20 protein-coding genes are annotated in these 20,859 nt (G+C 53.0%); 9 read left to right on the top strand and 11 right to left on the bottom strand.

Annotated elements, in window-relative coordinates; translation table 11 throughout:
* Positions 1 to 208 precede the first annotated feature (208 nt).
* From ACT3TF_RS15800 to ACT3TF_RS15785, 4 genes are all read right to left on the bottom strand, one after another.
* Entirely contained in the window at positions 209 to 1,225 is a 1,017-nt protein-coding gene (locus ACT3TF_RS15800; protein WP_444672507.1) for a metallophosphoesterase, read from the bottom strand.
* 2 nt (positions 1,226 to 1,227) lie between these two features.
* Positions 1,228 to 2,160 carry an NAD(+) kinase gene (locus ACT3TF_RS15795; RefSeq protein ID WP_225734493.1) on the bottom strand — a complete coding sequence of 311 codons (933 nt, stop codon included), beginning with the start codon at positions 2,158 to 2,160 and terminating at the stop codon, positions 1,228 to 1,230.
* Between the two features lie 81 nt (positions 2,161 to 2,241).
* Positions 2,242 to 3,114 (bottom strand): carboxylate/amino acid/amine transporter, encoded by an 873-nt coding sequence (locus tag ACT3TF_RS15790; protein WP_096279329.1) that lies wholly within the window; start codon positions 3,112 to 3,114, stop codon positions 2,242 to 2,244.
* A gap of 88 nt (positions 3,115 to 3,202) precedes the next feature.
* Positions 3,203 to 3,724 carry a YqaE/Pmp3 family membrane protein gene (locus tag ACT3TF_RS15785; RefSeq protein WP_444672506.1) on the bottom strand — a complete coding sequence of 174 codons (522 nt, stop codon included), beginning with the start codon at positions 3,722 to 3,724 and terminating at the stop codon, positions 3,203 to 3,205.
* Positions 3,725 to 4,018: 294 nt separating this feature from the next.
* Here ACT3TF_RS15785 and ACT3TF_RS15780 point away from each other — a divergent pair, with 294 nt between their 5' ends.
* From ACT3TF_RS15780 to putP, 5 genes are all read left to right on the top strand, one after another.
* A complete protein-coding gene (locus ACT3TF_RS15780) occupies positions 4,019 to 4,426 on the top strand; it encodes a CBS domain-containing protein (protein ID WP_096282334.1) in 408 nt (135 codons plus the stop codon).
* 276 nt (positions 4,427 to 4,702) lie between these two features.
* Entirely contained in the window at positions 4,703 to 5,062 is a 360-nt protein-coding gene (locus tag ACT3TF_RS15775; RefSeq protein ID WP_096279325.1) for a hypothetical protein, read from the top strand.
* A 54-nt stretch (positions 5,063 to 5,116) separates the two neighbouring features.
* Positions 5,117 to 5,938, top strand: coding sequence for a helix-turn-helix domain-containing protein (locus tag ACT3TF_RS15770; RefSeq protein WP_444672505.1), 822 nt, complete (start codon positions 5,117 to 5,119; stop codon positions 5,936 to 5,938).
* Between the two features lie 162 nt (positions 5,939 to 6,100).
* Positions 6,101 to 9,292: a bifunctional proline dehydrogenase/L-glutamate gamma-semialdehyde dehydrogenase PutA gene (gene putA, locus ACT3TF_RS15765; protein ID WP_444672504.1), complete on the top strand. Its 3,192-nt coding sequence runs from the start codon at positions 6,101 to 6,103 to the stop codon at positions 9,290 to 9,292.
* A 71-nt stretch (positions 9,293 to 9,363) separates the two neighbouring features.
* Positions 9,364 to 10,854 carry a sodium/proline symporter PutP gene (gene putP / locus ACT3TF_RS15760; protein WP_096279319.1) on the top strand — a complete coding sequence of 497 codons (1,491 nt, stop codon included), beginning with the start codon at positions 9,364 to 9,366 and terminating at the stop codon, positions 10,852 to 10,854.
* A 95-nt stretch (positions 10,855 to 10,949) separates the two neighbouring features.
* Here the strand turns inward: putP and ACT3TF_RS15755 are convergent, their stop codons facing one another.
* Entirely contained in the window at positions 10,950 to 11,282 is a 333-nt protein-coding gene (locus ACT3TF_RS15755) for a YqcC family protein (RefSeq protein WP_096279317.1), read from the bottom strand.
* A 305-nt stretch (positions 11,283 to 11,587) separates the two neighbouring features.
* Between ACT3TF_RS15755 and ACT3TF_RS15750 the strand changes: the two genes are divergently transcribed.
* The 4 genes from ACT3TF_RS15750 (at position 11,588) to ACT3TF_RS15735 (ending at position 14,579) form a co-directional block, all read left to right on the top strand.
* On the top strand, positions 11,588 to 12,625 hold the full coding sequence (locus tag ACT3TF_RS15750) for a DUF3549 family protein (protein ID WP_444672503.1): 1,038 nt from the start codon (positions 11,588 to 11,590) through the stop codon (positions 12,623 to 12,625).
* Positions 12,626 to 12,661: 36 nt separating this feature from the next.
* Positions 12,662 to 13,102 carry an ATP-dependent zinc protease family protein gene (locus ACT3TF_RS15745; RefSeq protein ID WP_096279313.1) on the top strand — a complete coding sequence of 147 codons (441 nt, stop codon included), beginning with the start codon at positions 12,662 to 12,664 and terminating at the stop codon, positions 13,100 to 13,102.
* 34 nt (positions 13,103 to 13,136) lie between these two features.
* On the top strand, positions 13,137 to 14,045 hold the full coding sequence (gene rimK / locus ACT3TF_RS15740) for a 30S ribosomal protein S6--L-glutamate ligase (protein WP_096279311.1): 909 nt from the start codon (positions 13,137 to 13,139) through the stop codon (positions 14,043 to 14,045).
* An 87-nt stretch (positions 14,046 to 14,132) separates the two neighbouring features.
* Positions 14,133 to 14,579: a hypothetical protein gene (locus tag ACT3TF_RS15735; protein WP_096279309.1), complete on the top strand. Its 447-nt coding sequence runs from the start codon at positions 14,133 to 14,135 to the stop codon at positions 14,577 to 14,579.
* On the opposite strand, the gene ACT3TF_RS15730 is transcribed toward ACT3TF_RS15735, so the two are convergent.
* From ACT3TF_RS15730 to sufB, 6 genes are all read right to left on the bottom strand, one after another.
* On the bottom strand, positions 14,576 to 15,310 hold the full coding sequence (locus ACT3TF_RS15730; RefSeq protein ID WP_096279307.1) for a SanA/YdcF family protein: 735 nt from the start codon (positions 15,308 to 15,310) through the stop codon (positions 14,576 to 14,578). The two genes, ACT3TF_RS15735 and ACT3TF_RS15730, sit on opposite strands and share 4 nt — an antisense overlap.
* A gap of 18 nt (positions 15,311 to 15,328) precedes the next feature.
* Complete coding sequence (gene sufT, locus ACT3TF_RS15725) at positions 15,329 to 15,898, bottom strand: putative Fe-S cluster assembly protein SufT (protein ID WP_096279305.1); 570 nt, start codon at positions 15,896 to 15,898, stop codon at positions 15,329 to 15,331.
* Positions 15,899 to 15,920: 22 nt separating this feature from the next.
* Positions 15,921 to 17,180 carry a SufS family cysteine desulfurase gene (locus ACT3TF_RS15720; protein ID WP_444672502.1) on the bottom strand — a complete coding sequence of 420 codons (1,260 nt, stop codon included), beginning with the start codon at positions 17,178 to 17,180 and terminating at the stop codon, positions 15,921 to 15,923.
* Positions 17,181 to 17,232: 52 nt separating this feature from the next.
* A complete protein-coding gene (gene sufD, locus ACT3TF_RS15715; RefSeq protein WP_444625703.1) occupies positions 17,233 to 18,573 on the bottom strand; it encodes a Fe-S cluster assembly protein SufD in 1,341 nt (446 codons plus the stop codon).
* Entirely contained in the window at positions 18,570 to 19,319 is a 750-nt protein-coding gene (gene sufC, locus ACT3TF_RS15710; protein WP_096279299.1) for a Fe-S cluster assembly ATPase SufC, read from the bottom strand. Before sufC ends, sufD begins: the two co-directional genes overlap by 4 nt.
* Before the next feature lie 73 nt (positions 19,320 to 19,392).
* Complete coding sequence (sufB, locus tag ACT3TF_RS15705; RefSeq protein ID WP_096279297.1) at positions 19,393 to 20,835, bottom strand: Fe-S cluster assembly protein SufB; 1,443 nt, start codon at positions 20,833 to 20,835, stop codon at positions 19,393 to 19,395.
* Between the last annotated feature and the right edge of the window lie 24 nt (positions 20,836 to 20,859).

Here is a 20,859-nt window from a genome sequence, read left to right as displayed (position 1 = left end):
GACCGCAGCGGGTAGGTGTTCATTGCAACGATGGTAACTAACGCGCTGGAAAGCCAACAGACAGGCAAAAAAAACCGGCGGTAAGGACCGCCGGAGAATAAAAGCAAGGGATCATTCAAGGGAACACTTACTCTGATAGCCGACAGCAGGGTTAGTTCATCTGATTTGCAAAAATTATGTAAAGATATGTAAATTTTAAAAAAAGGCACTAATCGAAATCTATTTCCCATGGCTTGGGAAGCATCCGCTCCTCTCTAGGCACCTTGACCCAAGCAAAGTGATCGGCACTTAACGTCGCCTCTCCACTCCAGCGGTAAGCTACCAAACGCCCATATTTAACCGCGCTATAGTCTAAACAGGCGATATTGTGGGCAGGCAATGCTGGTATACCCTCGCACCAATAATGCCCAATAAATAACGGAGGCTGCTCAGGACCATAATAACTAAGTTGCCGGCGCTCCTGGGCTGATAGTTCGCGAGTTTCGAGATCGCCGGGTAAGTTATCCGGCTGAAAGACGACATCCCCCCACTGCTGCGGCGCCTGAGCCCAAAAATGGGCGCGAAAACTTTGCCGAGTAAATCCGTCACCTGAGTGTATTGCAATGCCGTCAGGTAACGAGACATGCGGGCCTCGGGTCAAGCGATCTAAAATACGAAACGCCTGGGTAGAGGGATCCGTTGATTCCACTAAAAATTGCGTATCCATACAGCAGTCAGGACGGCGTTGTTTAAGCTCGGCAATCAGCTGCTGGTCCCAGCAAGCATGCACCACGCGGATGCCTTCTAACTCTAGGCATAGCGGAATAGTTTTAAACCACGCCAGCGTATCGTCCCACTCATTGGTGTAATCGCTGTACTGCGCCAGGGTATCTTGAATAATACGGTTATGCCTGGGCGTATGCTCGCGCAGCCACCGTTTATGACTGCCCGCAGGCCCTGGGTGAGTATATGCTAAGGCATTATATTCGTGATTACCCATCACAATATATGCCTCGCCCTGCTCCACCATCCGGCGGGCGATAGTCACCGCTAGGCGAATACGCGGCCCGCGATCAATCAAATCACCTAAGAAAACAACTTTTCGGCGCGGGTGGCGATAAACGCCGCGGCTTTGATGATAGCCCAGTTTTTCTAGTAACGAGGCAAGCGTAACGCCGCACCCATGCACATCACCAATCAGGTCGTAGCCTTCTAACGGGGGCTTGCCCTGCGTTTGACGCTGCATGCTTAATCCCCCAACCGATGGCTCCAGCCTAATTTGCTGCGCAGTACTTCGTAGAAATTATGGCCGATAGGGTGTACCAGCTGCACTCGCTCAGGCTTGCGTGTAATGACCAGCACATCGTTGGGCTTGGCCACCGCCCGAGTCTGGCCGTCGCAGCTAATATGCGGATAGGTCTGGTTCGTTTCGCCAATGTGAATGCGAATTTCGCTAGCAGCATCAATAACAATGGGCCGACTCGACAGCGTATGAGGAAACATCGGCACCAGCGTCACCACATCAAGCTTTGGATGCATGATCGGCCCGCCGCCCGATAGCGCATAGGCCGTTGAGCCGGTTGGCGTGGCAACAATTAAGCCGTCGCTGCGCTGGCTATAAACAAACTGGCCATCAATAAACAGCTCAAACTCAATCATGCGTACCGCTTTACCCGGATGAAGTACGACTTCATTCAAAGCATCGCCATTACCGACAGCGATCCCGTTACGATAAAGCACCGCATCGAGTAGAAAGCGCTGCTCAATCTCAAACTCGCCTGCCAGCACTTCACCAACGCGGGTTTCCAATTCGTCCGGAGAAATATCGGTTAGAAACCCCAACCGCCCACGGTTAACGCCCAAAATAAGCGTGCCGCTTCGGCACAGTGTGCGCGCCGCACCCAGTAAGCTGCCATCGCCACCGACAACAATGACCAGATCACATAGCTCTCCCAATACGCGACGGCTAGCTTCTGGTTGGCCATGCTTGGGCAAGGCAGTGGCTGTGCGGTCTTCTACCAGCACGCTGTAGCCATGCGCGACAAGGTACGTCACCAGCCGCTGAAGGGAGTCGACCACTTTATCGCTACCTAAACGACCAATCAGCCCAATCGTCTTAAAGGGTTTGTCTGATGGGCCGCCTGCAGTAGGCATAGTGTCTGGTAGTAACGCGTTGCTCATGGGCCGACTCTCGCTAGCATAAGTCGCCATTATGAAGACACCTTACTTGCCGGGCAAATAGGCTTAAGCCTTGTTTGACAATTAGCTGGCCGGCGCTGTCTGCCGACGCTGGCACCACCAGTGGTTTAACCAAAGTGATGCGGCCATAATCAGCGCACCTATCACCAAGCGCGGAATATCCGCATCGCGGTTCCAAATCACTAGGTTAACAATGAGTCCCGCGGGCACTAGCGCATTGTTCATAATGGCTAGGGTGCCCGCATCTACCTTAGTGGCGCCTTGATTCCAAGCAAAGTAACCCACGCCAGAAGCGACAAGGCCCAACCAAGCCAACACGCCCCACTGCACCGGTGTGCTTGGCAGTGCCGCGCTGTTGCCAAAGAGTAAGTACGCCGGTAGTGCCACAATCATCGCACCAATAAAAAACCAGCCAAACACATTGTGCCATGCGAGCGTAGGCGGCAAATCAGCCGCTAAACGCCGATAGCCCACTTGACCCAAGGCAAAGCAAAGATTGGCCCCTTGCACAACTAAAAAGCCCGTCCAAAAACCGCTATCGATACCGTCATAGCGGATAACGCCCGCTCCAATAACCGCGAGCAGCGCCGTCACAATATAAATCGGCGTAAAGCGGCCAAACAGTAAGTCATCAAGCAGCGCGATATAAATAGGTGTAAAGATGGTGAACAGCAGCACTTCCGGCACTGATAGCAGTAAAAAAGACTGGTAGAAGAAGGTATACATCACTCCCAGCTGCACGGCACCTAACGCCATTAGCGCCAAACGCTGTTTACCTCGTAACAAGCTTGGACGTAAAAAGGGCAGAAATATCAGCATTGCCAGCGATACCCTTAGCAGCACCGCAAAGTAGCTATCGACCTGCCCTGCCAGATAAACACCTATTAGCGAAAAGGAAAAAGCCCAAAGCGCTGTAACGCCAACCAAATACCCCATCGTAAACCCCATTATTGAAATAAGTTTACGCGGATTATACCCAACTACGTCGGCCTGCCAAGCAGTAAACATGCCTCATACAAAAAGGTTAACGTCGCTGCAGCCACCAAAATGCATAGGCAACGCCGGGCAGCCAGCCCGCCACTGTTAACAGCACCGCAATAGCGACACGTTTAGCGCCACCTTGAGTTAAGCCTACCGCTAAGGGCGGCAGCAAAATCGCCAGCGCTTGATAGGCCAGCGCTAAACCCGCGATTGGCGGGGCTACCTGTTCAGATATTGGGTTCTGCGGCTGCTCCCTGGCGGCGACTAGTGGTGGCGTGAAGTGTTCAACGTCAGCAGAGGCTGGGCGAGCGCGAACCTGTGCCGCCGGCTCTTGAGAAAATCGATGCGCATCTTTGTCAATTTTCTGCTCTAACGTCTCGGCACCTTCCGCAAGATCATCATGGTGGCGCTCCCAATCTTCCCAATCATGGGGCGTCCCGGATTTAGGCCGCTGATCACCGGCACCGCGCGCGCGTTCCCAGGCTTTTTCTTCCAAAGTGTTGGGGCGATCAGGGTCCCGCTCAACGCCTACCCCTTTCCGGTTTAAATACTCACGTGCATCCATCAGAGGGTCCTTTCAGAGTTAAATAATAATTCTTTCATGATGAGAGCCGTGACAGTTTATAAAATTCACTGCTCAAAACGTTGAATAGCACCAGCCTTCCACCGGCGCATAAAAAGCTAATTCAGCTACAGTTTCAACTACAGTCAATAGAGCCGATGATACATTAAGGCCAAGCACGAAGGATTGCCCTTTAACAGCAGTGGCGCTGCACGCGATGAAAAAGGAGTGGCTACGATGAGTACAACCACCATGCATACCTTATCTATGAACAAAACAACTATAAAAAAAGCAACGATGAAAGCAGCACATCCCAGTACCGTTCGCGACATTATGTCTCGGGATTGCTACCGAGTAACACCAGACGCTTCAATTACTACGTTAGCCAAAGGGTTAGCACTGCACCGTTTACCCGGTGCACCGGTGGTTGACGCAGCCGATCGGCTAATAGGCTTTATCTCAGAACAGGACGTTCTAGGGCGAGTGCTCGACAGTATTTATCATGACCACGAAGCACCGCTGGTCAAAGAGCTAATGCGCCATGAAGTACTCAGCGTCTCGCCTAATAAAAGCATTACCGACCTGGCGCAAGAAATGCTTGGTGCCAAGCCAAAAGTGTATCCGGTGGTCGAGCAGCAGCGGTTGGTGGGAATCGTCACCCGGCGTGATATCCTGGTGGCATTGCTGAGCATTCGATGCCACTAACCCGCTATAAAATGTCGGGAGGCACAGAACATAGACAAAAAAAACCGTTACTCGAAGAGTAACGGAAGCAAGGGATCAAAACATATAGAGCCAGAACAACTTTAGCGACTGCTATCGCGATGTTGCCTGTACTAACTCAGACACGCTGTGAAGGAAAAGTTCGCAAAAAAGTAAATTTTCCGTGTAAAGACCACCAAGCGTATAGTTAAGTGACGATTTATTGACCGGCTACGCCTAGTCGCATAAAGCCTACTCGCATAGATAGGAGCTCAGAAAATGGCGCTGTATTTATTAGTGTTCGCGGTGTGCCTACTGGTGATTGGCGCGGTCATTCTCGTGTTAATGTCGTCAAGCACGCCGCGCTACCGCACTGAGCCAAAAGATTTGATCGCTTTGTTCGATAAGGCGCTTAACAGCCAAGTAAGCGAAACAGAGTGGAATGCTACGATCGGCTATCCAATCCGCCATAATGAATATTTGGAAAGCATCCGGCGACGCGGCGAACACTTAATGGAGCGGCATGGAAGGCGCTGGATGATTGCCCAGGGCAAGCCACTGCTTAACCAAGAGGGCCAAGAAGAGCTCAAGGCTCTGCGCGATCATTTGTCCGCTCATACAGCCCTCCGTCAGCAGTAGAGACTGTTCAAAAAAGACTGTTTAAAAGAGCTATGGCGGCTCAGGAGCCCGATTATGCCCAGCACGATTCGTCAGATTCCGCTAGCCAGCGCTACGCATCACCACACGCACGACTTTCATCAGATCGTGATTACGCTGTGTGGCTCATCGGAGTTTGAAATCGAAGGGCTCGGCGGCCGCGTCAATGCATTTTCAGGCTGTATTGTTCCGGCGCACCACGAGCACTACTATTCAGGTTACGGCCATAATCGACAGCTAATCTTTGACCTCCCAGAAGATGCCCCCGCATTGACCGGAGAAAACCGTGAGCTGGTGGCGCTATTTGATGCACCGCGCTTTTTTGGCTTAGATAACGCGCTACGTCACTACCTCGCCTTTATGCAAAGCGAGCTTGCTCAAGAGTTTGATACTTCGGCTAATTCTTTTCAGCAAGATCGCTTAGCGGCGACAATGCTGGGCGCACTTAAGGCGCGACTGGGCAAAGACACTCATACCAGCCCGAAGCGCTTAAACCTGACACGCATTGATCGCTTCATCCGCCAGCATCTCGCCGATGACATGCGCGTTGCCGATTTAGCGCAGATTGCATGTTTAAGCGAAGCGCATTTCTCCGATTGTTTTCGTGCGCAAACGGGACTCTCTCCCTGGCAATACGTTAAACGGCAGCGGTTGCATGCGGCGCGTGAGCTGATTTTACAAAGTAGGCTTCCTCTTACAGATATCGCGATGCAAACAGGTTTTGCCAATCAAAGTGCGCTTTCACATGCGTTTCGCAGCAGTTATGGATTGTCGCCACGCAAGTTGCGCCAGAGCGATATGGCGCCAGTGAATGTTAGCTCGTCAAATCCCCCATCAGGGCCACTAGCAGGACATTAAAAACTCTACTAAAGTCTTAAAGACTCAGCGCTTGCCGGGGAATTGACACGTTTTACCTTGAAACCAGCATGCACCCAACGTGGTCGCGCTCTACATTCGCTTATTCGCTTGGGCCTAATGCCCTGTTACCCATTCGTTCTGTTCAGACTTCCGGGGGCTTCAATGCTCAATGCTAAGAAAATGCGTGACCCAGCCATCTGGCAAACTGATCTCGACACACTCATGGCTCGCGTTAGCGATCACTATTTAGTGGATGAAAGCGCCTACGTCAGCGAACTGATCAAGGTGCTGGATACGGGCCACGATGACTTTGCCCGCATTGAAGCCAACACGGCGGCGCTGGTTCAAGATGTCCGGAAGATGGATACAGCCGTCGACACCATTGATGAGCTACTGCAGCAATACAGCCTGGACACTCACGAAGGGCTAATGCTGATGTGTCTAGCGGAAGCCATGCTGCGGATCCCCGACAAGGCGACGGCGGATGCATTGATTGAAGACAAGCTGGGCCCTGCCGACTGGCAAGCCCACGTGGGCAAAAGCGATTCTTGGATGGTCAATGCCTCTACCTGGGGCTTATTGATGACCGGCCGTGTTCTCAAAATGGATCATCCTAAAGAGGGCCAGCCCGCCAGCTTCATCAATCGCATGGTTAATCGCATGGGCGAGCCGGTTATTCGCCGCGCAATGTACGAAGCGATGAAAATTATGGGTAAACAGTTCGTGCTGGGCCGGGATATCAATGAAGCCCTTAAGCGCTCAAAACCGCTGTTCAATAAAGGCTATACCTATTCTTACGACATGCTGGGCGAAGCTGCGCGCACACGCGATGATGCCAAACGCTATTTGGATGATTACGCTCGTGCAATCGAACAAGTCGGCAAAACCTGTAAATCCTTAGGTGATAAAACGCCGGCACCCTCGGTGTCTATTAAGCTTTCGGCGCTACATCCGCGCTATGAATTTGGCCGCCGTGAGCAGGTGCTCATCGAGCTCGTCGACACCGTTATCCAACTGGTTAGCAGAGCCCGTGAGCTAGAAGTGGCGGTCACTATCGACGCCGAAGAAGTGGATCGCCTAGAGCTTTCAATGGAAGTTTTCCGCGCGGTTTATGAAAGTGAAGCGGTCAAAGGCTGGGGGCACTTCGGCCTGGTGGTTCAGGCGTACTCCAAACGTGCGCTGCCGGTATTGCACTATATCAACCGGCTAGCCGAGCAACAGGGTGATGAAATTCCGCTGCGCCTAGTCAAAGGCGCTTACTGGGATACCGAAATTAAAGAGTCCCAGCAGCTGGGGGTCGACGGCTACCCGGTATTCACCCGTAAAGCAGGCACCGATGTAGCGTACCTCGCCTGCGCTCAGTTCCTGCTTTCTAACGATACCCGCGGGCGTATTTTCCCGCAGTTCGCGACTCACAACGCTCACACTGTGACGACTATTTTAGAGTTCGCCAACGACGACAGCCGCCCGTTTGAGTTTCAACGCCTGCACGGAATGGGCGAAGCCCTCTACGATGCCGCTCTGGAACGGGCGCCTGAAGGCACCTACTGCCGTATTTACGCCCCGGTAGGCGCACATAAAGATCTGCTGCCTTACTTGGTGCGCCGCCTACTTGAGAACGGCGCTAACTCGTCGTTTGTCCATCAACTAGTGGACCCTGATGTTCCGGTTGAGTGGCTGTGCCAGCATCCTATCGAAACGCTGCGTCAGCAAAAAAGTTTGATCAACATGAATATTCCGCTGCCTAAAGATATTTACGGCCCCAAGCGGCTCAACTCTCGTGGTGTGAATCTCAACATCCGCAGTCACTACTACCCGCTGATGGAACAGATGGCTACGTTTATGGACAAGCAGTATCCGGCTAAGCCGCTGCTCGCCTTTGATGTTGCCGATGATGCAACCCTTACCCATAGCGTTACCAGCCCTTTTGATCGCCGACAAACGGTGGGCAGTATACAGTGGACTAGCAAAGAGCAGGCCACCCAGGCCCTTGACGCTGCCTGGGCAGCATTCCCCCGCTGGGATGCAACGCCCGTGGCTGAGCGCGCGGCCATTGTGCGGCGCCTCGGCGATTTGATGGAAGAGCATATGCCGGAGTTAATGACTCTGTGCTCTCGGGAAGGCGGTAAGCTGCTTACCGACGGCGTCGATGAGATCAAAGAAGCCGTCGATTTCTGTCGCTTTTATGCTATGCGCGCTGAAGAAGATTTCGGCGAAGTCACCGTACTACCTGGCCCCACCGGTGAATCCAATCGTCTAATCATCGGCGGCAAAGGCGTATTCGCAGCTATCAGTCCCTGGAACTTCCCCGTCGCGATCTTCTGCGGTCAGGTGGTGGCGGCCGCAGTATCGGGTAATACCGTCCTAGCCAAACCGGCGGAACAAACCTCGATTATCGCGCATCGTGTCATTGAACTGCTTTACGAAGCCGGCATGCCCCGCGACGTTGTGCAGCTTTTACCCGGCGATGGCCCCACCGTAGGCAGCGTGTTGACCTCCGACCCACGGATTACTGGCGTGGTATTTACCGGCGGCACCGACACTGCTCACATTATCAACCGCGCCCTTGCGGCACGTGAAAATGCCCCGTTGGCGACGCTGATTGCTGAAACTGGCGGCATGAATGCGATGATTGTCGACTCCACTGCCCTGCCTGAGCAGGTTGTGGTTGATGTGGTGCAATCCGCGTTTCAAAGTGCCGGGCAGCGCTGCTCCGCGTTGCGCGTGCTCTATCTTCAGGATGACGTCGCTGACCGAGTGATTGAAATCCTTAAAGGTGCAATGAACGAGCTGCGCATTGGCGACCCTCGTGACTTGGGTACCGATGTCGGCCCCGTTATCGATGAAGATGCGCGTAAAAGTTTGCTGGAACATATCGAAAAGCTAAAGGCTGAAAATCGCCTGGTGGCGGAAACGCCGATGGCTGCCGAGCATACTCAAGAAGGTACTTTCGTCGCGCCGGTAGCGTTCACTATCGATAGCATTGATGCACTTACTCGTGAGCAGTTCGGGCCGGTGCTACATATTGTGCGTTACAAAGCCAGCGAGATTGATAAAGTCATTAACGATATCAATGGCCGCAACTATGGCTTAACGTTTGGTGTACATAGTCGAAACGAGTCTTTTGCCGCTGAAATAGCGCAGAAAATGCGCGTCGGCAATGTTTATATTAATCGTAATATCATCGGTGCCGTCGTGGGTGTTCAGCCATTTGGTGGCCAAGGGCTATCGGGCACAGGCCCCAAAGCCGGTGGGCCCCACTACCTGCAGCGCTTTGTGACCGAGAAAACGATTACCAATAATACTGCAGCTTTAGGAGGGAACGCGTCGCTATTGGCGCTTGGTGATGAGTAAACAGCTCATACAATACTAATAACCTGTCGGAGCTATATCCGGCCTCAGAACTAAGAATAGGGAGACGTTTTATGGCTATTGGAGTTTGGATCAGCCTTTCCGCTTACTTTGCGCTTATGATCGGCATTGGGCTTTATGCTATGCGCACATCCACGTCCACGTCTGAAGATTATATTTTGGGCGGCCGAACACTTAGCCCACAGGTGGCGGCGTTGTCGGCCGGCGCTTCCGACATGAGCGGCTGGCTGCTGCTGGGGTTGCCCGGCGCAATGTTCGTATCCGGACTGGGCTCGGCCTGGATCGGTATCGGCCTGTTCGTGGGTGCCTTCTTCAACTGGGTTTTGGTTGCACCTCGTCTGCGTGAACAGACTGTTCACTACGGTAATGCAATCACCATTCCAGCCTTCCTGGCAAATCGATTCCCAACGCGGGCGCTGTCGTTAAGAACGGTTTCCGCTGTCGTTATCGTCGTTTTCTTCGCGGTTTATACTGCGTCAGGCCTAGTCGCCGGCGGTAAACTGTTCGAAAGCGCGTTTTCCGGCATTGTCAGCATTGGCAGCCTAAGCGATTACACTGTTGGCATCATTATCACACTAGGCGTGGTACTGGCTTATACCGTCGTCGGCGGGTTCTTGGCCGTAAGCCTGACAGACTTCGTACAGGGCTGCATCATGATGCTGGCACTGGTAATCATGCCAGCCGTTGTCCTCTTTGGTGAAGGCGGCGGCGGCTTCAGCCAAGCGTCACAGACACTGAACGAGGTCGACCCAACCCTGCTGTCTTGGACCGAAGGACTGACCTTCATCGGCTGGCTGTCTGCGGTAACATGGGGCCTGGGATATTTCGGGCAGCCGCATATTATCGTGCGCTTCATGGCGATTCGAACGCTGAAAGATGTACCGACTGCTCGAAACATTGGCATGAGCTGGATGGCCATCTCGCTGATCGGCGCCGTTTCTCTAGGTATCTTCGGCCGCGCCTATGCAATTCGCAATGGCATGGACGTCCAGGATCCGGAGACGATCTTTATCATTCTGGCGAACCTGCTGTTCCATCCGCTGGTAACCGGCTTTCTCTATGCAGCGCTGCTTGCCGCTATCATGAGCACCATCTCTAGCCAGCTTCTGGTGGCGTCGTCATCACTCACCGAAGACTTCTACCGTCTGTTTTTGAATAAGCAGGCAACGGAGAAACAAACGGTTGGCGTAGGCCGTATTAGTGTCGTTCTAGTGGGTTTGGTAGCGGCCGTTATTGCGTCTGACCCGGACTCACAAGTGCTAGGATTAGTGAGCAATGCTTGGGCAGGATTTGGCGCAGCATTTGGCCCGCTGATTATTCTCTCGCTGATGTGGTCGCGCACCAATGGCGCCGGTGCTATTGCGGGGATGATAGTCGGTGCTCTTACCGTGATGATCTGGATTTCGCTGGGCTGGAGTGGGGAGTTCATGGGTGGCCCCGGCGTTTACGAGATTATCCCTGGTTTCATCGCCTCCTTCATTGCCATTTTGGTAGTTAGCAGCGTGACTGCCGATGCCGGTGAATACCAGCATATCGAACGTTAATTCAGTATGAGTGCAGTCAATTGATGATGCTTGTGTAGTCCACAAAGCCTGCCTTTCGGCAGGCTTTGTGCGTTTCAAGGTCTAGCCAGCCAAAATCAGCTGTCAGTCACTATCTGGTCAACCGTTTCTACTGCCCGAACAACCAGCACTAAATGATGGGCAGGCACTTTCTCCTGCAGCAAATAGGCCGCCACCGCTGGTGCCACTTCGCATTTAGCCGGCATAGCAGCACCTGTTTCAATTAACGTATTCAAGCGCGCAACAAACACGAACCGTATCCATTGAGGAAGCGACATTGTATCGATGCAAAAAGGCTGCTGGCTGGCCAGCGCGTCAGCATCCGGTGTTGGCATACGCCATAAGTCAGCGGCTTTCATCGATGCTTCAAGTTCAAGAAGCGCTGTTTGTAGCGTCTGGTAAGTGCTCATAAATACCTTGGTTAGGTGGTAAAAGTGTTTATCTAGCAATTATCCCAACTCAAACGCTTGCTTACCACAGGTCATCGCTTTTTGGCATGGCTCATAGACCCACAGAAAACGTGCACGAGCCTGTGGATAAACTATGGAAAGGTGTCGCATCCTCAACGCTCATGCACCTTTCACCTTGTTGTTTAATTTTTAACCGCCCTGTCATTAACGCTATGCTTTATTACCCACTACCTTTTATTACCCGCTACGGCTGACAGTGTTACATCAGCAAGGTAGAGTGCGGTCTTGCAAAGCGGAAGGATGTCATGCAACCAATTAAAACGCTTGATGAGTTTTTTACCCGTAGCGGTGCGGAGGTCTCCCTCTATCATATGGGCCGCCGTGTTATTCCCTGCCCACGGGAATCACTCGCCGTATTTGAGCGGGGCGAAATAGCGTGGGCGGAACCTTGGCAAGGACAGGCGCGAGTGGCCATTGTATTTCGCCTGGGCGATATGCCTGAGCCTGCGATTTGGTTTTTAGCCCTGCCGCTGGATGAGCGAGGCCTGCTGGCACCCGCTCAGCGCGATGCATTTTTAAATCGACTGCTGGAGACATTAGGTCGTAATGTATCGCAAGTAGGTCGTGAAGAAACTGCAGACGTGGATCATTTAATGAAGGATAATCCCCTCGCCTTCACGCCTAACATCACCTTTCAAGCAATGCTTAATGCGCGCGCCACGAGCGATATGGGGCTATCTGCAAGCCAACATTTCGAACCCGTTGAGGCTTATTTTAGCGGTCAACAAATGATTGACTGGCAGTCATTGGGACTGCAGGGAATCGCTGATTATATTGTTCGTATGCAAGCAAATGAGAGCGCATCGCTAGCACAACTATTTGAGTCACTGCCTACCGCCGTTATTCACACCCTGTGCTACTGTTTAGAGCATAGGGCATTTCCAGACACGTTAGTTTCTGCGTTACACAGACGCGGTGAAACAGCCGCCCAAATGGGTGATATAGAAACACTGTGTGCCTGTTTGCGTGCCGTGGGCACGGCTAGTGCGCCTGAAGCTGGTAATTGGTACTCGAGCATATTGAGCGATATCGCCGCCTGTGGACCGGATGTGCTGGCAGCAATCGCTGGCCGTGGCTGGCAGCATCTTGAAGACGCCCAGCGCCTGCCACTTTTTCTGCAGCGCCTAGCGGAAGACGAACGTACTGACTTTGCGGCGGTAGTGCGAGACATTGCACTAATACCGCGGCTGCGTTTGCCTGTCATGATGGCGTTGCGAGATGCGCCAGCGAGCTCTGCTATTCAACGTCGCTTAGCCATCATGACGCCACACAGGAACGCTTGATTTGATGCAGTCTGTTATATTTTCAAGGAGTGAGCCGTGAAGGAATTACCCTATCAGGCTAAGGCGGTCATTGGTCGCCGTGAAATGGTGACGCTGCCGGAACTAGGCCTTCATCTATGCTGCAAAGCAGATACAGGGGCACGCACGTCCGCCCTGCATGCAGAAGAAATTGAGACTCATGAAGATGAGCATGGCCAGCTGTGGGTCAGCTTTATAACCCATAGTGGCGGGCCAACAACGCCTGCTCACCGCTATCAGTTACATCTGCACGATAGACGCCGGATCACCAGTTCCAACGGTCATAGCGAATGGCGCTATGTTATTCGCACGCCTATGCAAATGGGCGATTTGAATTTCCCCGTTGAACTAACCCTGACTGACCGCAGCAATATGCGCCACCCCATGCTGCTAGGACGCCGCGCCATGCGCCGCCTGTTAGTTGCACCTGGCGCCGCGTTTTTGCACGGTGAGCCCTAAATTTTTTTAGTCGCCTTTAGCCCGGAGTTTTTACATGCATATCGCCCTGCTTTCGCGCAATCGCAATCTGTATTCGACCCGCCGTCTCATTGAAGCCGCAGAGCAGCGTGGGCATACCGCACGCGTAGTGGACACGCTACGCTGCTATATGAGCATTACCTCGCATCACCCTTCTATTCACTATAAAGGCGAAGAGATCGAACCGTTTGATGCGGTGATACCTCGCATCGGTTCATCGGTGACCTTTTACGGCTGCGCGGTGCTACGCCAGTTTGAAATGATGGGCACTTACGTTATTAACGATAACGTCTCGATTACTCGCTCGCGCGATAAGCTGCGCTCACTTCAGCTGTTGTCGCGTAAAGGGCTGGGCTTGCCAATTACTGGCTTTGCGCACTCACCTGATGACATTCCTGACTTAATCACCATGGTGAAAGGCGCGCCGCTGGTGATTAAATTGCTCGAAGGCACCCAGGGCATTGGCGTGGTACTCGCTGAAACCAACCAAGCCGCTGAATCGGTCATTCAAGCTTTCATGGGCATGAAAGCTAATATCATGGTGCAGGAGTACATCAAGGAAGCACGCGGCGCAGACATTCGCTGCTTCGTGATCGGCGATAAAGTCGTAGCGACCATGAAACGCCAAGCGGCGGAAGGCGAGTTTCGTTCTAACCTGCACCGCGGCGGCACCGCCAGCGTCATTCGGATTACCCCGGAAGAACGCTCGACCGCTATCCGCGCCGCAAAAGCCATGGGGCTGCGAGTGGCGGGCGTTGACTTACTGCGTTCAAACCACGGCCCGGTGATTATGGAAGTTAACTCTTCGCCCGGATTGCAGGGTATTGAGAACGCTACCGGCAAAGATATTGCGGGAATGATCATTGAGCATATTGAAAAAAATGCAGTTCCAGCACGTAAAGCCCCCCCAAAGCCTAAAGGCTAAGGTGGAAATTCAAAAATAATCCGTTTTGGGGTGGCAAATCATCGCTGCCACCCCCACAATCGGCGTCACCGAAGGAGGTAGACGCTCATGTTTCTCGATAATCGCCAAGTGGCGATGGACAGCGTATTGGAAGCGCTGGCCGATAGCATTGATTATTTCCAAGATAATATCGAACGCCTGCGCCCATCACTGCGCGATGCTTTAAAGCCGCACTATACTGCGCGGCTAAAGCAAATGCGCAAACTGCAGGATCTTGCCCGTGCGCATTTAAAAATGCTGCCGCGTGATGCGGACGTTGAACGCGATGATTTTCTGTGGCTCTGGAGCCGCCTGAAGAGCTTTGTTGGCAACGATAGTCAGGTATTGATCAATGAGCTATTAGAGCAAGAGCGAGTATTGATGCAGGCGCTCTCCTCACTCTTTACCCATCCGCTACCTGACCCAATCGAACCCGTGGTTGATGAGGCCATGCAAGGATGTCGTAAACTGATTCGCGAGTTGTATGCGCTGCAAAAGCGGAAAACGCACCGCTAAGGTTTGGGACTAGGGCTAATTAAGCGCTTGTCTAGCGAGGGCGCGATGAGGTCTATTAGCGTCCTCTTTGGCAATCTAATGGGCTCCGGCGATCCCAGAAAATACGGCTGCCTGTTCCAAATATAAAGATCTCCTAGGGTGGCCACACGCGCCGCCCACTCACGCACCTTCAAACCCCATTCAACCCCTGCCGTTGGATCATCGGCCACACACCCAGCCACATCCATCCCAAGTGCACGACCAATAAACACGGCCCTCGGTAGATGCCAGCTTTGGGTAATCAATAACGCTTCATCTAACTGAAACACATCTCGCGCACGCGCCAGCGTGTCATAGGTACTAAAGCCTGCAAAATCCATGGTAAGCCGTTCGGCCGCGACGCCGCGCCGATGAAGATCGCGCCACATTGCTCGCGGCTCATTATAGGCCTTGGTGCGATTATCACCTGACAACAGCAGGTGCTCAACCTGAGACTGTTCAATTAACGCGGCAGCGGTGCGCATGCGCGCATGAAAATGAGGGTTACGCACGCCGCTGCGCGTCCAGTGAGACGTACCAAACACAATGCCCACTTTGTCGGCACGGCACTGCAAGGGCTGCTGCTCAATATAAGCGGCGGTGGTGGCGACTACCCATAAATTACCGGCTATAAACAGCAACGCCGCCAGCAGCAAAAGCGCTCCTAGCGACATCAATAAGCGCTTAATCCCTTTCAAAACCGCGTTATACATCCAGCGCCCCAGCCGAAATTAAAACATGCCGAGTTCAAGCTTGGCCTCGTCACTCATCATGTCACGGCTCCAAGGAGGGCTGAAGACAATCTCAGTGTGCACTTTGCTAATCTGCGGTGCGCCAAGAATTTTATTTCTCGCGTCTGCCGCAATCACATCCCCCATACCACAGCCGGGAGCAGTCAACGTCATGCGGATAGTGGCAATGCGTTCGCCACTGATTAGCCGATCAATACGGCATCCATAAACCAGCCCTAAATCAACGATATTAACGGGAATTTCGGGGTCGAAACAGGTGCGCAGCTGATCCCACACAAATTGCTCGATCTCTTCCTCAGACGCTGTTTCTGGCAGCGTCGGGCGCGGCAATGCCTCAAGACCTAAGGCGTCTAAATTGCGCCCTTCGACCAGATAGAGACGCCCCTCAAAACCGACGCTCACCGAGCTGCCTTTCGCTTGCATTACGCTCACAATGCTATCTTCGGCCAGCGTTTCCGTTTTACCAAACGGTATGGCAATAGCATCCACATCACGCTGTAGCGGTAGCTGTTGGCCTCGTTCGAGACTCGCGACTTGCTCAAGATCCATAACTATCCTTAAAGAACTGGCCTTAACGCACCATACCAATGACACGGTTGAGTGCTTCAATAAAGTGATCCACTTCTTCGAGCGTATTATACGCAGCAAATGATGCACGACAGGTAGCGTCAACGCCAAAATGGGCGAGCAACGGCTGCGCACAGTGATGCCCCGTACGAATAGCGACACCCAGCTGGTCAATCAGCAGGCCAATATCTTGGGAGTGTGCGCCGTCGACTACAAACGAAAGCACGCCGGCTTTTTGAGGCGCAGTGCCTAAAATACGCAGCCCATCGATACAGCTAACTGCTTGCGTAGCGTGATCGAGAAGTTGCCCTTCCCACGCGCCAATGGCCGTGATGCCAACGCTCTCAACCCACTCCAGCGCCTTGCCAAGGGCGATGACTTCAGCAATAGCCGGCGTACCCGCTTCAAATTTATGCGGAATAGCGGCAAAGGTGGTACCCGCATCAAACGAGACGGATTGAATCATCTCACCACCGCCCTGCCAAGGAGGCATGGCTTCCAGGAGCGCCTGCTTACCGTACAATACGCCTACGCCAGTTGGCCCATAGACTTTGTGGCCCGAAAACGCATAGAAATCGGCATCGATCGCCTGCACATCGACGACTTGATGAGGCGCTGCCTGGGCACCGTCAATTAAAATGAGCGCGCCATACTGATGCGCTAATGCGGCCATTTCCTGCACGGGATTAATGGTCCCAAACGCATTAGACACGTGATTGACCGCAACAAGCTGGGTGCGCTCACTGAGCAGTGCGCGGTAGGCTGCCATATCCAGCGCGCCATTGGCTTCAACGGGAATGACCTTAATGGTAAAACCAATCTCAGCGGCCAACAGCTGCCAGGGCACAATATTAGAATGATGCTCCAACATTGAGATCAGCACTTCATCGCCAGAGGCAAGGTGCTGACGCCCCCAGCTTTGAACGACTAAATTGATCGCCTCGGTCGTGCCGCGAGTAAAGATAACCTGACGCGCATCTTCCGCGTTAAGAAACTCCTTTACCCGGTGACGAGTGCCTTCAAACGCCGCCGTCGCCTCATCGGCCAGGGTATGCAGTCCGCGGTGAATATTGGCGTTATAGCGTGAGTAGTAATCGCTAAATACGTCAATCACCGACTGAGGCGTCTGACTCGTCGCCGCGTTATCCAGGTAGATCAGCGGCTTGCCATGCACCTCACGCGCCAGGATCGGGAAATCCTGACGCAGTCGCATAACATCAAACGGCGCTTTCACACGCGTAGGCTCAGTAACGGTATGTGGCATCAATCACTCCTGGTATAGCCCTTGAGAGCGGGTGGTTAAGCGAGTGGTTGAGCTAGTCGTTAAGTGCGACGGCTGCTTCAACAAGCCCAGCAAGGTTGAAGCGCTCTGGTAGCTTACCGGCAACGGCTAGCTCAACGCGCTCTGCAATCGCATCCAAGGTAACTTTGTCCAGCACTTCACCAGCAAACGCGAGTGTTAGCAGCCCACGGGCCGTTGCTTCATCAATACCACGCGTGCGCAGTGCGTAAATAGCATCTTCATCCAACTGGCCCGTGGTGGTGCCGTGAGAGCACTTAACGTCGTCGGCGTAGATCTCCAGCTCAGGCTTGGCATCAACATGAGCACGATCAGATAACAGCAGGTTTTTATTGCTCTGAAAGCCTTCAATTTTTTGGCTATCGCGCTTCACATACACTTTGCCGTTAAATACGCCATGGGCGCGGTCGTCCAAAATACCCTTGTAGTTCTCATTAGAGAACGTGAGCGGCGCATTATGGTTAACCTTGGTATGGTTATCGACGTGCTGACGGCCCTGCCCAAAGAACAAACCATAGAAATTGGTTTCTGCCCCTTCACCATTCAGATCACTGATGAGGTCGTTACGCACCAGCGCACCGCCTAGGCTCAGGTTGTAAGAGGTATAGCGCGTATCGCGCGCCTGCTCGACGTGAATACTCGCCACATGCAGGTCGCCCAACGGCGCTTCTTGCAGCTTGTAATGCGCCAGTATCGCGCCCCGATCAAGCATGAGCTCGGCCACCACGTTCGTGAAGTTAGCCGCGTCATTTTCGCCTGCATAGTGCTCAATCAACGTCGCTTCGCTACGGCCACCGGCTGTAACCAGCACACGAGGATGGCTCATCACAGGCTTACCTGCACGGGACAGGAACTGCAGAAGAATCGGCTTCTCAACGATCGTTCCGGGCGCAATACGTACCACGGCGCCCTCTTCCATAAACGCTGTGTTCAGCGCAGCAAAGGGTGAAAAATCTACGCCGGTGAGACGGCCAAGCGGGCCACCTACCGCTTCGTGATTTTCCTCTAGCGCCCTAGAAAGCGGCAGCACTTGAACGCTTGAGGGCAGTGATTCAACATCCGACAGCGCTGATGAAAAAACACCATCGACGAAGGTCAAGCGGTAAGCATCAATCGGCAGTGTCAGCGCAGCGGCAGCAGCCTGGGAGAACTCGGCATTATCGGCAAGCGCAAAGCTGCCCTGTGCAATTGAGCGTACATCCGTATACTTCCACTCCTCGTCACGGCGAGTAGGAAAGCCGAGCGCTTCAAAGCGCGCAGCACCGGCCTGGCGACGAGCAGCAATCCACGTCGGCTCCGCCTTATAGCGAGAGCTACGCGCCTTCAGCGTATCTAAAAAGTTTTGCGTATCGCTCATGCCACAGACTCCTCGATACCTTCATAGCCGTTGCTCTCAAGCTGCTTGGCCAGCTCAGCGTCGCCGGTTTTCACGATACGACCATCGACCAAAACGTGAACTTTGTCTGGCACGATGTAATCCAGCAGGCGCTGATAATGCGTGACCAGCAAAATGGCGCGATCAGCAGCACGCAGGCTATTGACGCCGTCGGCGACAACCTTCATCGCATCGATATCCAGTCCTGAATCTATTTCATCCAGCATGGCAAGTTTGGGCTGAAGCACCAGCATTTGCAGGATCTCGTTGCGCTTTTTCTCGCCGCCCGAAAAGCCTTCGTTAACGGCGCGCTGCAGGAAACTTGCATCCATTTTCATAAAGCCTAGCTTCTCTTTCACCAGCTTCATGAATTCAGGTGCCGGCATTTCACCTTCACCGCGCGCGACGCGCTGGGCATTCAGGGCAGACTTCAGCAGGTAGATATTTTTAACCCCTGGAATCTCAACCGGATATTGGAAACCCAGCAGCAAGCCGGCTTGGGCACGCTCCTCAATTTCCATTTCCAGCACATCTTTGCCTTCAAAGGTAATCGTACCCTGGGTAACTTCGTAGCCGTCTTTACCGGCGATGACTGCCGACAGTGTCGATTTACCCGCGCCGTTCGGCCCCATGATAGCGTGCACTTCACCCGCATTGATGGTCAGGGTAAGGCCTTTAAGAATTTCTTTGTCTTCGACGGTGACGTGTAAATCTTTCACTTGCAACATGTTGATTACCTTTTGATTCTGGCGAGCCGCCGCGGCGACACTGATAAATTAAATAGGATGAACAGCGAACTGCTTAGCCAACCGCGCCTTCCAGGGTCACGTTGAGCAGCGCTTCGGCTTCTACAGCGAACTCCATGGGCAGCTCTTGGAAAACGTCTTTACAGAAACCATTGACGATCATGCTCACCGCATCTTCTTCTGAAATACCGCGGCTCTTGCAGTAGAACAGCTGATCTTCGCCAATTTTCGATGTGGTCGCTTCGTGCTCAATGGTCGCCGTGCTGTTGCCAATTTCCTGGTAAGGAAAAGTGTGTGCTCCGCACTTATCACCGATCAGCAAGGAATCACACTGGGTAAAGTTGCGCGCGCCTTTGGCACGCGGCCCAATTTTAACCAGTCCACGATAGGATTGATTGCTCTTACCCGCCGAAATGCCTTTAGAAACGATGTAAGAACGACTGCCTTCGCCAATGTGAACCATCTTGGTGCCGGTATCCGCCTGCTGGCGACCGTTAGTCACCGCCACGGAGTAAAACTCGCCGATACTGTCTTTGCCGCGAAGCATGCAGGAAGGATATTTCCAGGTAATCGCTGAGCCGGTCTCGACTTGCGTCCAGCTAATCCGTGAACGATCGCCACGGCAATCGCCGCGCTTAGTGACAAAGTTATAAATACCGCCTACGCCATTTTCATCGCCGGGATACCAGTTCTGCACGGTGGAATATTTGATATAAGCATCATCCAGCGCAACAAGCTCTACGACTGCCGCGTGAAGCTGGTTTTCATCGCGCATCGGCGCGGTGCAACCTTCTAAATACGATACTTGAGCGCGGCTTTCACAAATAATCAGGGTGCGCTCAAACTGGCCGGTGTTGGCCGCGTTAATACGGAAGTAGGTAGACAGCTCCATCGGGCAGGTGACGCCTTCAGGAACAAACACAAAGGAGCCATCGGTAAACACCGCGGAGTTCAGCGCCGCAAAATAGTTGTCCGCCACGGGAACGACCGTACCCAAGTATTGCTTGATCAGCTCTGGATAGTCGCGGATAGCCTCTGAAATCGAGCAGAAAATAACGCCTGCTTCGCCAAGCTCTTTCTTAAACGTTGTGGTGACAGAAACGGAGTCAAACACCGCGTCTACCGCAACGCCAGCAAGGGCCGCGCGCTCATGCAGCGGAATACCCAGCTTTTCATAGGTTTCGAGCAGTTTAGGATCTACTTCATCCAAACTTTGCGGGCCATCTTCAGGCCGTTTTGGCGCACTGAAATAGGAGATCGACTGGTAATCAATCGGCGGATAATCAAGATGTGCCCAGGAAGGAGCTTTCATCTTCAACCACTGGCGATAGGCATCAAGACGCCACTCCAGCATCCATTCCGGCTCACCCTTTTTATTCGAAATAAAGGCGATGGTATTTTCATCAAGGCCAGGTGGCAGGGTGTCGCTCTCAATATCCGTTACAAAACCATCTTTGTATTCGCGACGAACCAACTGTTCCATTTCTTCGCTTGCCATGGTGATACCCTCCGGGCAGTTGGG

The sequence above is a fragment of the Halomonas sp. AOP25-F1-15 genome, assembly GCF_052378675.1.
Lineage (GTDB): Bacteria > Pseudomonadota > Gammaproteobacteria > Pseudomonadales > Halomonadaceae > Vreelandella > Vreelandella casei.
Note: the sequence above shows the minus strand (reverse complement) of the source record. Positions and strands in the feature narration are given on the sequence as shown.